Origin of the sequence: Nevskia soli DSM 19509 (genome assembly GCF_000711955.1) — a bacterium.
GTDB lineage: Bacteria > Pseudomonadota > Gammaproteobacteria > Nevskiales > Nevskiaceae > Nevskia > Nevskia soli.
In genome coordinates this window covers 66,999-81,480 of record NZ_JONR01000022.1, presented here as the reverse complement: position 1 = coordinate 81,480, position 14,482 = coordinate 66,999, and the positions used below count along the sequence as shown (strand labels likewise).

Here is a 14,482-nt window from a genome sequence, read left to right as displayed (position 1 = left end):
CCGGCTGCCCCTTGGGTTGATGACGCATGTTTTTCTTAAATACTTATAAATATTTAATTCAAATCTCATCAAATGTTGATGTTTTTCTCAAAACTCGATTCGGCCAATTGACGATAAGAAGACAATAAAAAGCAATTAAATCAATCAAATAATAGTATCTCGAGTCATCCCGCATAGTTGGCATGCTTATAGCTTTTATAGGGTTCCAGAAGCATCAAGCGTATTGAGGAAACAGCCATTGCCGAGCAAGGAAAAGGTGCGGAATGTCCGGTTGACGTGGCACGCAGATTCGTACGCGTCACGCGCCGGCGCCGGGATGGCTATATCGAGTTTCAATTCTCGATCCATCACAAGGAACTTTTTGTCGAACTAGTTTTGCCAGTTGATGCGTTTGAAGAGTTTTGCATGCGCAACCGAGTAACGCTTCTGGAGCCACTCTAGGAGCATGCAAGTAGTCCGGTAGTTAAAAAAATCAGTCGCAGGCCGTACATCGGCCAAGAGCGATAAAACGTGGAGGAGAAAATGTATTCAATGATCCGCTTAGGGCTGGGGCAGTCGCATTCTAATGCGACCGCATTCTTATCTTCGTCGACATGCGCTGTCTCGCAGACCGCGGCAGTGTTCCGTATGGGAAATCGGCGCACGGGAAAAGGCCTCGCGATCATGAATCGATTCCTGCGTGATTCCCATTCCGCGGCAGTCGGGAGCCGCGATCAAACCGCACTAACCAAAGGCGTTCAGCACTAATGGATACGTTCCGCTTCCGGGTTGCCGCCTGGGTCGTTGGGCACCGCCGTTCGGTCGGCATGTTTTTCATCCTTGTCACACTTTTCTTTGCCGCCGGCATTCCACGGCTGGACATTCGTACGATCTTCGCTGATCTGCTGCCGACCGACGACCCGTTCGTGCAGGCGTATCACGATCACCCGAATTTTGGTGATCCGCTGACTGTTACCATCATGCTTAAGCGGACCGACGGTCAGAAGATCTACAAGGCCGACACGCTGCAGAAGATCTGGAAGCTGACTCGTGATGTCGATCTGATCCCGGGCGTCGACCACGACCGCATCCTGTCCATCACGACCGAGAAGGCGACCTATGCCGAGGCGACCGCCGACGGCATCCAGATGCAGCCCCTGATGGGCAACGAGGTGCCGACCGATCCCAAGGACCTGGCGGACCTTGAGCGCAAGGTCGAGCGTTCGCCGATCGCCCGCACCTATCTGGTCTCAGCCGACCAGACCGCAACTCTGCTGCGACTCTCTTTCCGCGAAGATCAACTCGACTATGGCAAGGTATTTTCGGCGATCGGTGACCTGACCCGTGCAGCAAGCGATGACAAGCACATTTTCCGTGTCGTCGGGCAGCCGATCCTGACCGGTTGGGTCTACAAGTTGCAAAAGCAGACCTACGCGATCTTTGGCGTCACTCTGCTTCTGCTGGTGTCGGCGCTGGCGTTCTATATGCGCAATGTCACCGGCATCGTCGTACCGGTCACCTGCAGCTTCGTCGCGGCAATCTGGGGCTTCGGCATGGTTGGCTGGATCCATTCGCCGATCGAGCCCCTGTTGATGGTTGTGCCGCTGTTGCTGGTGGCCCGCTCATTTTCACACTGCATCCAGTACACCGAGCGCTATTACGAGATCTACGCCCATCTGCGCGACCGGGTGAAGGCCTCCCAGGCGACCCTGGGCGTGATGATGGCGCCAAGCATCCTCGGCATCATGACCGATGTGATCGCGATCTTCGTGATCGGCGTGGCGCCGATCCCGGCGATGCGTCGCTTCGCCCTGTTCTGCGGCATGTGGGCGGTTTACCTGATCCCGACCGGCGTCATGCTGATCGCGATCCTGCTCTCTTACCTTCCGCCGCCCCGCAATATCGACGCGATCGTCGGCGGCGAACGCGAGAAAGGTATCCACAAGCTGCAAAAGAACGTCCTGCGCGGCATAGCACTGGTGACCTTTGGCGGCAGGGCACAGGTAACGCTGGTGGTCATGACTGCGCTGACCATCGCCGCAATTGTGCTGAGTAGCCGCATCGCGATCGGCAACCCGGTCGAGGGTACCAACCTGCTGTGGCAGAAATCCGAGTTCAACACCGCGGTGCGCGATATCAACGATCACTTCCCCGGCGTGAACTCGCTGGAGATCATTCTAGAATCCAAAGACCCCGGGAACATGCAGGTGCGAGCGGCGCGCACTTTGGAGGCCTACCAGCTTTCAAAGGCGATCCAGAGGGCAGCCGAGCGTGGCCCACTGCCGGCTCGCGTAACGCGCTCTTTCTCCGACGTCATCGACGAGGGCAACCGTCTCTACTCCGGCGGGCACCCGGCCTGGCTGTCGATCGATCCGACGGACAAGGCGGTCGGTGCCGCTGCGACGGCGGTAGCGTTCGGCCAGAATCCGCTGAACTTCGCCGATATGACCGACACCCGCTATCAGCATTCCACGGTGTCGCTGTTCTATCGCGATAACAAACAGGCTACCGTTGACGGCGCGCTGGAGACGGCACGCAAAGCGGTCGCCGCAGTGGGGGTCGATCACGAGCACATCCGCATCCGTCTGGCCTCTGGAACGATCGCGCTGCAGCAGGCGATGAACAGTGTGGTCGAGCGTTATCATTGGATTCTGGTCGGTCTGTGCTGCGCGGCGATCTTCCTGATCGCCACCTACGCCTACCGGTCGTCGGTCGCCGCGGTGATTTTGCTGATTCCGACTCTGCTGGCGAATTTCTACCTGCTTGCGACGATGCACCTGATGGGCATCGGCCTGGACATCAATTCGGTGCTGGTCACGGTGCTCGGCGTCGGCGTCGGTATCGATTACGGCATCTATCTGCTGTCGCGCATCTGCGAGGAGTACCACGCCCAAGGCGAGGATTGGGGCCGGGCGATCACCACGTCGATGACCACCACCGGCAAGGCGATCATGTTCACCGCCTCGATCATGCTGATCGGCATCCTGCCCTGGTATTTCCTCTCCGATCTGAAATTCATGGCCGACATGGGCCTGCTGCTCGTCGCGATCATGCTGATCAACATGGTGCTCGCGCTGATCGTGCTGCCGCTGTTGGTCTGGCTTACAAAGCCGAAATTCGCGACCCGCACCGACTTGATCGTTGGCGAGGGCATCGACCTCTCAAGATTCGCATCACAGGAAAGCGGGGCTTCATTGCATTCGCTGGATGCAGGCGGAATGGAGAATTCCGCCGGGCTCATGAGCAAATAACAAGGTGTACCGGTTGGTCATTCCCCGATATTGATCGGATCGTTTTAACGCTGCGAGGCGCGAGAGCGCAATCTGGAGGGTTTTGAGATGAGAATCAAGAAATACGACATCAATTACGGACGCAGGAAAATGATGCAGTCCGTAGCCTACGGTATGGGCGCCGGCGTGCTGATGCCGCTCGACAAGTTGTTCGCAAAGGATCTCGACAACATCCAAAAGGCCTACCCGGATGAGTTGCTGTCGGTCGAGGCCCAGTCGAAAGGCAAGGTCAAAGTCGGTGACTACATCACCAAGGACAACGTCGAATACGTCAAGCACCTGCTGGATCCGGGCGTGTATGAGCAGATCACCGGCCCCGAGGGCCGCAAGATCTATATCAAGGCCCCGACCTTGAATCCCCGCGATCTTGTTAACGCCGCTTACTATGATGCGACCCTCGCGGACATCAAATCGGGTCATGCCGCCAAGTGGGACGCCAACGGCAATGCCGTGGATGAAAGCGGCAAGAAATGGCAGGGCGGTCTACCGTTTGTCAACCCTACGGACGGCAAGCAAGTGTGGTGCAACATGGCCATGAACATCGGCCGTGCCGACAACGCCTGCTACGTCATAGAACAGAAGGACTACGGCACTGACGGCAAGCTCGAGTACCACTACAATTTCCAGTGGGTCGAACTGAACAGCACTGCCCGAACCGACCGCAAGGTTTTCAAGGGGCTGGAAAACGAATTGCGCCGTCAGAGCGTGTTTTTTGCTGCTTCGCCCGACGTGCGCGGCACCTCGTTCCTGAGTGTCTGGGACTATGACCAGCGCAAGATCCCGGACTTGTATGGCTACCTTCCCGAGTTCCGCCGCGTGCGCCAGTTCCCGTCGAACCAGCGCTTCGAGCCGCTCGTCCCCGGCGCCGTCTGGTTCCTCAGCGATCCCTGGGCCGCCGGCGACCCCTTCCTGACCTGGGGCAACCACAAGATCGAAGAGCGCAAGCCGATGCTCGGGCCCTGGGCCGCCGACTTCTCCAAGCATGACGAGAACTGGGAGCCGCCGCGCCAGAAGGACAACCCCAAGTTCTTCGACATCCCGTACGAGATGGCGCCGGAAGTCATCGTCACCAGCTGCGAGCCGACCGGGTATCCGCGTTCGCCGGTGTCCAAGCGTGTGGCCTATGTCGATGCCCGCAACAGCATGGCGGCCAGCAACATCCGCTACGACCGCCAGGGCAAGCTCTGGTCGAATTTCGAAATGGCACACGGCCAATTCAAGGGCGGTGGCAAGGACGGCAAGCGCGTCGTACTCAGCGCAGATGGCGTGAACCCCGCCTGGTCCTGGATCTATGTACACATCTACGACTTCCAGAACCGGCGCATGTCGCTTTGCAATCACAGCAAGGGTGCCGCGGGTGTTGAAGCCCGCTTCCAGGCCGATCCGGAATGGCTGTTCAACACTTACTGCACCGCGCAGGCGCTGCAGGCCCTGGGGCGTGCGTGATCGGCGGATGGCTTGTGTAGTCCCCTCTTTGGCGGCCGGCTTGTAAGCGGCCGCCACTTTCCAATCCCTTCAGACCGGTGGCGTCGACCATGAAGCCCTTTGCGCGCCTGAAATTCGTAAAACCACTCATTTTATCCCTTGCAGTGGGCATTTATCCCGCGGCGTTCGCTGATTCCAGTGGAAGTCAGGCAATCGTCCAGTTCACCCCCCACGATCGTCTCTATTCGGTCGCCTTCAATGGCGATTTTGGTGAGACGGTCGGCGAGGGCGGCCTCGTGCTCCAAACTACGGATGGCGGAAAAACCTGGGTGCACGAAGTCAATCCGCCGACCGGGCTGTCGCTGTTCGGTGTCGCGATCAGCGGGTCGCGTTCGATCGCAGTTGGCCAGGAGGGTCTGATTCTGGTTCGCGACGATCGCAAGCCCTGGCGCAAGATTGAGTCAGTCACCGATCAGCGCCTGCTCAGGGTCAGCCTGAACAAGAGCGGCCTGGCGGTTGCCGTCGGTGCCTTTGGCACCCTGCTGAAATCCACCGATTACGGCCAGACCTGGGCCGAGCTCAAGCCCGATTGGGCGGCGCTTTACAAGACCGATGAAACGAGCGACTTCGTGGCGGCGCGCGACGAGCCGACGCTCTACGTCGCCAAGGCATTCGATGATGGCTCGATTGTGATCGGCGGCGAGTACGGCCAGCTCAATCGCTCGACCGATGGCGGCACGACCTGGACACCGGTGTTCCAGGCACAAGCCGCCAAAGGCTCGACTCCGCCGACGCTTTTCGGCATGCACCTCCGGGACGACGGGACGGGCTACGCGGCAGGACAGGATGGTCTGATCGTCATGACCACTGACAGCGCCAAGACCTGGACCCAGCTCGATGCGCATTCGCAGGCCAGCCTGTTCGACATCGAGTCGAGTCCGGACGGGCATGTGTTTGCGGTCGGCATGCGTAGCGGCCTTTTCAGCGCCGATGCGGGCAAGACCTGGCAGCCGCTGAAAGCACTCGACCTGAGCCTCAACTGGTACAGCGGTCTTGGCCGCGGCACCAGTACGGCAGACGACTCGATGATCGCTGTCGGTCACAGCGGCCGCGTGCTGAGGTTGGCGGCTAGCGTCAATTGATTTCAACTCGCAGACGAATAAAACACGGGGAGAACAGCAAGATGTACTCAGTTCATGCCATGCGCCGCGCGATTTGTGCCGGCATTGTGATGATGGCCGGATCAGCAGCCGCCAGGGCCGACCAAGGCGACTCAGACGGATTCCTGTCCTATCTTTGGGGTCGCACGACGTTCAACGGCCTGTTGCGTAACGACACCGCGATCCATACGACCGGGATCCAGAACTACGACAACCAGGGCAATGCGCCCTTCCAGCATGTTGCAGTGCCGCGCCAGGCCTACTTGCCGCCGACGCTTGTTGGTGGCCTTGTGCCGAAGTGGACCGTGCCCATCCCGAATTCTCTGGGCCTGATCCACACCAACGACACGGTGCGTCGTGACAGCTATATCCCGAACTCCAACACACTTTTCGATTACCAGGAACTTCGCTTTTCGGGCGAAATGAATATGGCGTTCACGGATGCGCTCCGGTTGAACATCCAGATGCGCGCAGTCTTCGATCCGGACGTCTACAAGAGCTTCGACGCGCGGAGCGTCGCCAATGTCCAGGGTGGCATCGCTGCCGGCGGAGGCGACCGCTACGCCGATATCGGCGCGCCAAACTATTTCGAATCCAAGGGGCGCAACGGCGGCAAGTTGAATCCGACCGAATTCGCGGGTCGACAATACATGATCGACTTCCCGACCGCCCTCCTCGAATACAAGCGCGACTCCTACAACATTCGCTTCGGGCTCCAGCAGATCGCCTGGGGGCAGGCGATCTTCTTCCAGACGTTCGACATGCCGGATGGTCTGGATTTGCGCCGCCACCTGGTCCTCGACCGTGCGATCGAAGAATTCTCCGACAAGCGTGTGCCGGCGTTGGCACTACGTGGGACGCTCCAGGCGAGCGATGCCATACTCGTTGACGGCTACGTCGAAAAGTTCCAGCCATCGGTCATTCCGAACCCGAATACGCCGTACAACGTCGCTCCTGCACAGTTCTACAAACCGCTCGACAACTACTACACGGGCAACTACGACAGCAAGCTCAACTACGGCATCCGCCTGAAGGCAGACTACGGCAATTGGGGCTTCTCGGCGATGTTCGTCAGCCGTCTGAATCCACTTGGGGTATTCAGTTGGTCGGAGAGCGGGATCAACAAGGGCTTGACCGGGACCAATCCGAACGGGTCGGCCTGGGGAAACGATCTCGGGGCCCTCGTCCAGACCGCTTATGCGGCGAAAGCGCCGGTGGGCAGCGCTTTGTGTCCGGTCTACAACCCTACGACCTGCCGCATGTATGGCAGCGCGGGCGAAGCACTGTCGCACACGCCTTTGACCATCGGGCCGGGTGGCGTCTACAGCAACAAGGAGTGGTTCGGAGCCGCCGGCAGTTTGCGCCTTGATGGTTTGAAGATGGTGAACACGATCATCGATGAGTACCCGGCAGTCCGGGACCTCTACGCTTCACCAGTCGACAATGTCCAGGAGGCGAGCAATCTGCTGAATACTTTCTTCCTCGCGTCCGACGGCAGCATCCGCGGCAACGTGCAACGCGACTACTACCGTGAAAACGTATTCGGCCTAGGTGGCGTCTACGTCAACGAAACCGAGGACCCGGGATCGTTCTGGAACCAATTCATCGTCAATTTCGAAGGCCAGTACACGCCCGCTCGCCGTCTCACCGACGTCGGTCTCGCGCATGGTGGCGAGAAGACCGACGAGTACATCCTGACCTTGGTGGGCGAGAAGTGGCTTCGCTACACCGAGGCCTTCCCGGCGGCCTATCTCGCTTTCGAGTTCCAGCATCGCAGTGCCAGCGATCTGGTCGGTCTGAGCTTAAAGGGTTACGGCGGCAACAGCGGTACATACGGCGTGAACGCGCCGGTCGGAGTCCAGGGCAATGACTACTCGGGCATCAAAACGCCGGGCGGTATTTCCAGCGCCAACTATCTTGCATTTGCCGGCTTCCAGCCGTGGCCGAACCGCAAGTATGTGGCGGAGTGGGCCATCCTGTATGACGTTAAGGGCGGTGTGCTGGTTCAGCCGCTCATCAAGTGGAATCCAGGCCACAACCTCAGTGTCGACCTGTTCTACAACTACGTGAATGGACACCTTTACGGCACTCCAACCGACAATTTGATCCGTGCGATTGATTCTTCAAACGAGATCAACCTGCGTATTAGTTATCAGCTCTAAAGATTCGTAGTCATCATTTTTACCTGGATGGCACTCAAACCCCCTGCTTCTAGGTATGTCTCCCAGCGGCAATGGCATGTTGCCGCTGGGCTTCTTACCACGACCTTCCGGAGGGCGAGGCCGGCCATGAATTCAATTCAATTTGATAATGAACATTTGCTTCGTCCAGATATCCGGCGGTGCGACCGATACCCAGCCACATTGACGTCCCGGCAAATCGCGGTACTGCGGTGTGTGAGGGAGGGCTTGACCAACACGGAAGCAGCGGCTCGATTGGGAGTATCGCTGAACACCGTCAAGTGGCATCTCAAAGAATTGTCCCGGGCTTTGGGCACGAAGAATCGTTGCGCTGCCGTACACCGGGCTCAGTTGTGCGGCTTGATCTAGGTACTACCGACTCGTTGGGCGTGGCTCAAAAAAGATGAAGGTTCAGGATTGAGATGAAAACACCGTTGTTGCATTCTCTGGCGGTCGGATCGCTTGCGTTCAGTCTGTCCACGGCGTCCGCCGCTGACAACGAATTGTTCGACGATCGTTACTACATTGCCCCTATGGCCTCACTCGCCGGAAATCGCGGAAATCCGAGTTCCGGCGATGGCTTTGGGGGAGCGATGGCCATCGGCAAATCCGTGATGCCGCACCTTGGGGTGGAGATCCTCGGCGACTACCTGCACTACAGCGGCAAGACGGTTACGATGCCGACCACCGGTTTGCTTTGCGGGCTGTTGGTGCAGTGCCCCGACCAAGTGGGCCAGGCTCCCAGCCAGAACATTTATGGTGGTGGCATCGGGGTGAATTACTATTTATCCCCGAACAACGCAGGCTTGTTCATTCACGCCAACGCCGAAGGCGGTGATCGCTTCGTTTACAACGCGGGGCTGGGTTTCGACCAGCCGTTCTTCAACCGTGCGGTATATCTCCGCGCGGAGCTTCTCTATCACAAGGAACAGAGCTACAGCGCGGGGCCGCTGTTTCATCTCGGAGTTCGGCTGCCGATCGGAGGCGTGCATGAAGCCGCGCAGGCCGCTCCAGCGCCGCCCGTTGAGGTCGTTCCGGTGGAGCAGCCCGCTCCGGAACCGGCGCCGGCCGCGGAGTCGGCACCCGCGACATGCCAGCCTCCCACGCCCGGTCAGCCGATCGGCCTTGAAGGCTGCAAGGTTGGCGACACGATCGTGCTGCGCGGGGTCAACTTCGAGTTCAACAAGGCGACGCTGACCGTAAACGCGAAGACCTTGCTCGATCAGGTGGCGGACGCGCTCCTGGCGAGGAAGGACATCAAGGTCGAAGTTGACGGACACACCGATGGTAAAGGTTCTGTGCCGTACAACCAGAAGCTCTCCGAGGCGCGTGCGGCCAGCGTGATGAAATATCTCGCCAGCCGCGGCATCGATCCGGCGCGTATGACCAGCAAGGGCTTCGGCAAGTCGATACCGATTGCGGACAATTCGACCGACGAGGGGCGCGAGCTGAATCGCCGCGTCGAACTGAAGGTGACCGACTCCGGATCCTCGGCCGCGCCGCTCTCTGAAAGGCCTTCTACGCCGGAGGCAAGCTCGGCTCCGATGGGCGAAGCTGCGTCGGCTCCGTCGGATGGTGCACAACCGCTCTCCGGCGAAGCCGCGGAGGCAGCCGCCCCCGCGGCAGCCGAGCCAGTGCCTGTTGGCGAGCCGGTTCCCGCTCCGGCATCGGCTCCGACAAAAAGGCATGCGGGCAGGTACCACAAGAGAGCCGCGCCGACCGCCGAAACGCCAACTCCGAGTGAGCCGGCCCCGACCCCGTCGGAGCCCGCTCCGGCGCAGGTACCGCAAGATGCCGGTCCGGCCGCCAGACCGGCTCCCAATGAGCCCGCGTCTACGGATCAGCCCGCGCCGCCGCCTGCTTCCGTGCCCGACGCTGCTTCGTCCGAGGTTGCGCCGGCTCCAACCGAGCCTGCACCGGCGCCGTCAGAGCCCGTCACGGCGCAGGCCCCACAAGACTCCGGCCCGATCCCCAGCGTCTCTCCCAGTGAGTCCGCGGCTCCGGATCAGTCCGCGCCCGGCTCTGCGCCGTCTGCCGATGCATCGGCCCCGACTGAACCTGCACCGGCGCCGCCGTCAGAGTCCGGTCCGCCGAAGGCCCCATGAAATGCGAGCCCGGCTCCCAGCCTTGCTCCCAGAGAGCCCGCGGCTCCGGATCAGTCTGCGCCGCCGTGCATCCCTTTGCCGTGGAAATCTGGCGACATCCAGTCTCAGCCAGGTTTGTTGAACCAGCGGCAAGCTCAGCTTGCCGCCGGTCCTTTTGCTTTTGGCGTCACGCAGGAATGGCCGAGTATGAAGACGATTCGATATGACCGCGGCTACTCCCGCAGGAAGTTCCTTGGTGACGCCGCGCGCGGCGTCCTCAGCTGCGGTGTCCTGATGCCCTTGGCCAAAGCGATCGCGGCCACCGGGGACGTTTCCAAGGCTTACCCGGAGGAGTTGCTTTCAATCGAGGCCTACACCAAGGGCAGAATCAAGACCGGGGACATCATCGACGCCTCGAACGTCGAAGTCGTAAAGGACCTGCTGGAGCCGGTCCGCTTCGAGCAAATCCGCACCATGGGCCGCAAGCTCAAGGTCGTGAAGACCACGACCGACGTGATGCGCCTGTCCCCCTGGGAGTATATCGAAGCCACCCTGAGCAACAGCGGCAAGGCTGGCTTCGATGCGCGCGGCAACGTCGTCAACAAGGCGGACGGCAAGCCATGGATCGGGGGCAACCCGTTTCCCGATCCGAAGAGCGGTTTGGAACTTTTTGCTGCCCAGACCATGAGCTGGGGGCGGCATGATGCCTCCTTCTACGCCGTCAATATGTACACCACGGAGGTGGCGTCCGGTGACGTCAAGTTCTCCTACAGTGGCGGCTGGGCGGAGATGTCGCCGATCGGTCGCGTCTCAATGGATCCGAAGCCCTACTGGCCTGGTCACGAGGACAAGCTCCGTTACCAGTCCATCTTCTTCCTCACGCCGCAAAACTACCGAGGGACGTCGTTCCTGAATGTCTGGGACTATGATGCCAGTACGTTTCCGGCCCTCTACGGGTACGTGCCCGAATTCCGCCGCATCCGCCAGTTCCCAGCGGAGCAACGTTTTGAGCCGCTCCTTCCGGGACTGACTCTGTTCCTGTCGGATGCCTGGGGTGCCGGCGATCCCTTGTACACTTGGGGCAACTACAAGATTGTCGGCCGCGGACCCTTTCTCGCCGGTCTGTCGGAGAGCTGGAACGCCGCCCATCCGAACTGGGAGCACACCACCCACGGCGGCCCCAAAGGCCAGACCTTCTGGGATGCCACGGTGGAGCTGGTTCCCGAAACCATCATCGTCGAGGCAGAGCCCGTCAAATTTCCGCGTGCGCCAGTGTCGAAAAAGCGGGTCTGGTTCGACGCGCGCAATCAGGCAATGGTGGGCATGGTCACTTTCGACCGCAACGGCCAACCATACCGTTCCTTCGACGGCGCTTACAGTCTGTATGACAACGGCAGCCAGAAATTCATGGATGGTCAGCACCCTTACTGGAGCTGGGCCCACGTCACTGCCTCGGATATTCAAACCGGCAGCGTCAGCCGTCTGGAGCAGGTGCGGCAGGTCGAGAATACGCACTTCAGCGGTGCCAACAATCCGCAGATATACGACAAGTACCTCACCCAGCTTGCGCTGATGCGCCTGGGATTGAAGTAGGACTTATCTGGCAAGGCCGAGCATGTACCCGCTCCGTGCAAGAGTTGCGCGCTGGACCCTGGTGCATCGGAAAGCGGCTCTCGCGGTGTTCGGCCTGCTCACTCTGTTCTTTGCCGCCGGACTCCCCCGGGTTCAGCTCAAGACAATCTTTTCGGACTTGCTGCCGCAGGACGATCCGTTCGTTCAGGTCTACAAGGACCACCCGGGGTTCGGCAGCCCCCTGACCATCATGACGATGATCCGCCGCAAGAATGGCGACATCTTCAACGACGAGACCCTGGGCAAGGTCTGGGACTACACCCGGGCGATCGATCGGGCTCCCGCAGTCGATCACGAGCAGATCCTGTCGGTGACCACGGAAAAAGCCCGCTACGCCGAGGCGACGCCCGAGGGCATCGACATGCGTCCCCTCATGGGCGATCACCCGCCCGCCACGCCGGACGAAATCGCCGGCTTCCGGGCGCACATCGACGAGGCGCCGAACGTCCGCCAGTTCCTGATCTCGCGCGACAACCGCTCCGCCCTGGTGCTGGCCACCTTCATCGAGCGCAAGCTCGATTACGGGCAGGTGTTCGACTTCGTCGAGCAATTGGCGGACCGGACTGCAGACGCGCAGCACGAGATCTATGTCGCCGGCATGCCGATACTGATTGGCACCGTTTACCGTTACGAGCACCAGATGGTGGCGATCTCCGCCGTCACCGTCGGCGTGATCGTGCTGGCTTTGGTGTTCTACATGCGCAGTGTTGTCGGCGTCCTGACTCCGATTCTGACCAGCGCAACAGCCGCGATCTGGGCCTTCGGCTTCGTCGGCTGGCTGGGTATTTCCATCGAGCCGCTCCTGATGGTGGTGCCGCTGCTGCTTACCGCCCGCTCGTTCTCGCACAGTGTCCAGTTCACCGAGCGCTACTTCGAGGTTTATCCCGAAGTGGCGGACCGTCGGCGCGCGGCGGAGCTGACCATGAGCGTGATGATGGTCCCCTCGGTGCTGGGGATCATGACCGACATCCTGGGCATCGTGGTCGTGGTTGCGGCGCCGATCCCGGCCATGGTGCGGCACGCCATCTTCTGCGGTATGTGGGCCGTCTGGCTCATTCCTACGGGCTGCGTCCTGATCTCCCTGCTGCTGGCGAGTCTGCCGCCGCCGCGCAATCTGCACCGGTTCAAAGACCGGAAGGTGTCGGCGGGGCGCCCGGGCATCCTGGTGCGGTTGCTTGGCGGAATCGCGGCGCTGGTCACCGGCAAGCGGGCGCGGGTCACGACCGCGCTGGCGCTCGCCGGCTCCGCCGCGGCGGTTTACGTCGCCTCGCAGATCCAGATCGGAAACCCGGTCGAAGGGACGAACCTGCTTCGCTACGACTCGGAGTTCAATACCGCGGTCAGGGCCATCAACGGCAGCTTCCCCGGCGTCAATACCCTCGAGATCGTGCTCGAGGCCAAGGACCAGGACGCGCCGATCGCCACCTCGCAGCACCAGGATACGGTATTTACCGAACTGGCCCTCCAGCGCGCGCTGGAGGCAGGCGACCATCCGCCGCGCGCAAGCTTGTCGTTCGCCGACTACCTGATGGAAGCCAATCGCCTGTTCAGCGGCGGCGATCCCCGCTGGGCGCCGCTTGACCCGCGCGAGCGCTCCGTTCAGGCCGCAGCAGTCGGCGCGATGATGGGGTCAAGCGCGAAGAGTTTCAGCCATATTCTCGACCCGGGCATGCAGAACTCGACGGTTTCCCTCTGGTACAAGGACAACAAGCAGGAGACGGTCGACGGCGCCTTGCAGGCGGCCAGGGCCGCGGTCGACCAGGTCGGAGCCGACCACCCCGACTTCCGCGTGCGCCTCGGCACCGGCACCATCGCCCTGCAGGAGGCGGTGAATCGCGTCATCGCGCGCTATCAGTGGGTCGTCATCGGCGGCGTCAACCTGTTCATCTTCCTGCTCTGCGCCGGCGCGTATCGCTCGTTCACCGCCGGCGCGATGCTGCTGGTCCCGGTGAACCTGGCCAACGAGGGGCTGCTGGCCGCCATGCACATGCTTGGCGTCGGCCTCGACGTGAACTCCCTCATCGTCGCCGCCATCGGCGTGGGCGTCGGCATCGACTACGGCATCTACCTGCTCTCCAGGATCTGCGAAGAGCTCCAGCAGCGGCACGGCACCGCCGATGCGCGCTGGTCCGCGGCGCTCGGTGGGGCATTAAGGACGACAGGCCGGGCGATTCTGTTCACCGCCACGATCATGATCATGGCCATCTTGCCCTGGTATCTCATGTCCGGTCTGAAGTTCGTTGCGGACATGGGGCTTTTGTTGATCGCGATCATGGCGATCAACATGGTTCTGTCGCTGATCGTACTGCCGCTGCTGGTCTGGTGGATCAGGCCGGCGTTTGCGGAAAAGCACAACAGCGAGACGACGACGTTGATCAATAATTCAATAAAGGAGGAGTTTGTATGTTGAGTGGAAGCTTCAGCATCTGGCACTGGATGATCGTTCTGGTCATGGTGATCGCGATCTTCGGCACCAAGAAATTGAGAACGGCGGGAGGCGACCTCGGGGCTGCGGTTAAGAACTTCAAGTCGGCGATGCGCGAAGGCGAGGCGGAAGTACATCGGAATTTCGGCCAGCAGCAACTGGCCGCCGTCCAGGTGGCACCCGAGCAAGCCGCGCAGGAAGTTCATTCAGACCGCACTGCCTGACCCACAAGAATTCATTCGCGGCTCCGCTCAGGGAAAATCATAGCGACGTGCCGCGTGTGACCAGTCTTTGCCGCTGAACGCAG

10 protein-coding genes are annotated in these 14,482 nt (G+C 60.6%); all 10 read left to right on the top strand.

Annotated elements, in window-relative coordinates:
* Positions 1-276: 276 nt before the first annotated feature.
* The 10 genes from BP26_RS31110 to tatA all read left to right on the top strand — a co-directional run bounded on the left by BP26_RS31110 (position 277) and on the right by tatA (position 14,399).
* The gene (locus BP26_RS31110; protein ID WP_211254908.1) at positions 277-441 is read left to right on the top strand and encodes a phenol hydroxylase subunit; all 165 of its coding nucleotides are present in this window, start codon (positions 277-279) and stop codon (positions 439-441) included.
* Positions 442-746: 305 nt separating this feature from the next.
* Positions 747-3,230, top strand: a complete 2,484-nt coding sequence (locus BP26_RS0112775; protein ID WP_036516783.1) for an efflux RND transporter permease subunit — start codon at positions 747-749, stop codon at positions 3,228-3,230.
* 87 nt (positions 3,231-3,317) lie between these two features.
* Entirely contained in the window at positions 3,318-4,715 is a 1,398-nt protein-coding gene (locus BP26_RS0112770) for a DUF1329 domain-containing protein (RefSeq protein WP_029920974.1), read from the top strand.
* Positions 4,716-4,804: 89 nt separating this feature from the next.
* The gene (locus tag BP26_RS0112765) at positions 4,805-5,836 is read left to right on the top strand and encodes a WD40/YVTN/BNR-like repeat-containing protein (protein ID WP_157572505.1); all 1,032 of its coding nucleotides are present in this window, start codon (positions 4,805-4,807) and stop codon (positions 5,834-5,836) included.
* A gap of 41 nt (positions 5,837-5,877) precedes the next feature.
* On the top strand, positions 5,878-8,016 hold the full coding sequence (locus BP26_RS0112760) for a DUF1302 family protein (RefSeq protein ID WP_245611792.1): 2,139 nt from the start codon (positions 5,878-5,880) through the stop codon (positions 8,014-8,016).
* A gap of 27 nt (positions 8,017-8,043) precedes the next feature.
* Complete coding sequence (locus BP26_RS31105) at positions 8,044-8,403, top strand: helix-turn-helix domain-containing protein (protein WP_084183050.1); 360 nt, start codon at positions 8,044-8,046, stop codon at positions 8,401-8,403.
* A 53-nt stretch (positions 8,404-8,456) separates the two neighbouring features.
* Entirely contained in the window at positions 8,457-10,139 is a 1,683-nt protein-coding gene (locus BP26_RS27610) for an OmpA family protein (RefSeq protein WP_084183049.1), read from the top strand.
* Positions 10,140-10,325: 186 nt separating this feature from the next.
* The gene (locus BP26_RS0112750; protein WP_029920970.1) at positions 10,326-11,711 is read left to right on the top strand and encodes a DUF1329 domain-containing protein; all 1,386 of its coding nucleotides are present in this window, start codon (positions 10,326-10,328) and stop codon (positions 11,709-11,711) included.
* Positions 11,712-11,796: 85 nt separating this feature from the next.
* On the top strand, positions 11,797-14,160 hold the full coding sequence (locus BP26_RS0112745; protein WP_245611791.1) for an efflux RND transporter permease subunit: 2,364 nt from the start codon (positions 11,797-11,799) through the stop codon (positions 14,158-14,160).
* Positions 14,154-14,399: a Sec-independent protein translocase subunit TatA gene (gene tatA / locus BP26_RS0112740; protein ID WP_029920968.1), complete on the top strand. Its 246-nt coding sequence runs from the start codon at positions 14,154-14,156 to the stop codon at positions 14,397-14,399. The genes BP26_RS0112745 and tatA overlap by 7 nt, the downstream gene beginning before the upstream one ends.
* The last annotated feature ends 83 nt before the right edge of the window (positions 14,400-14,482 follow it).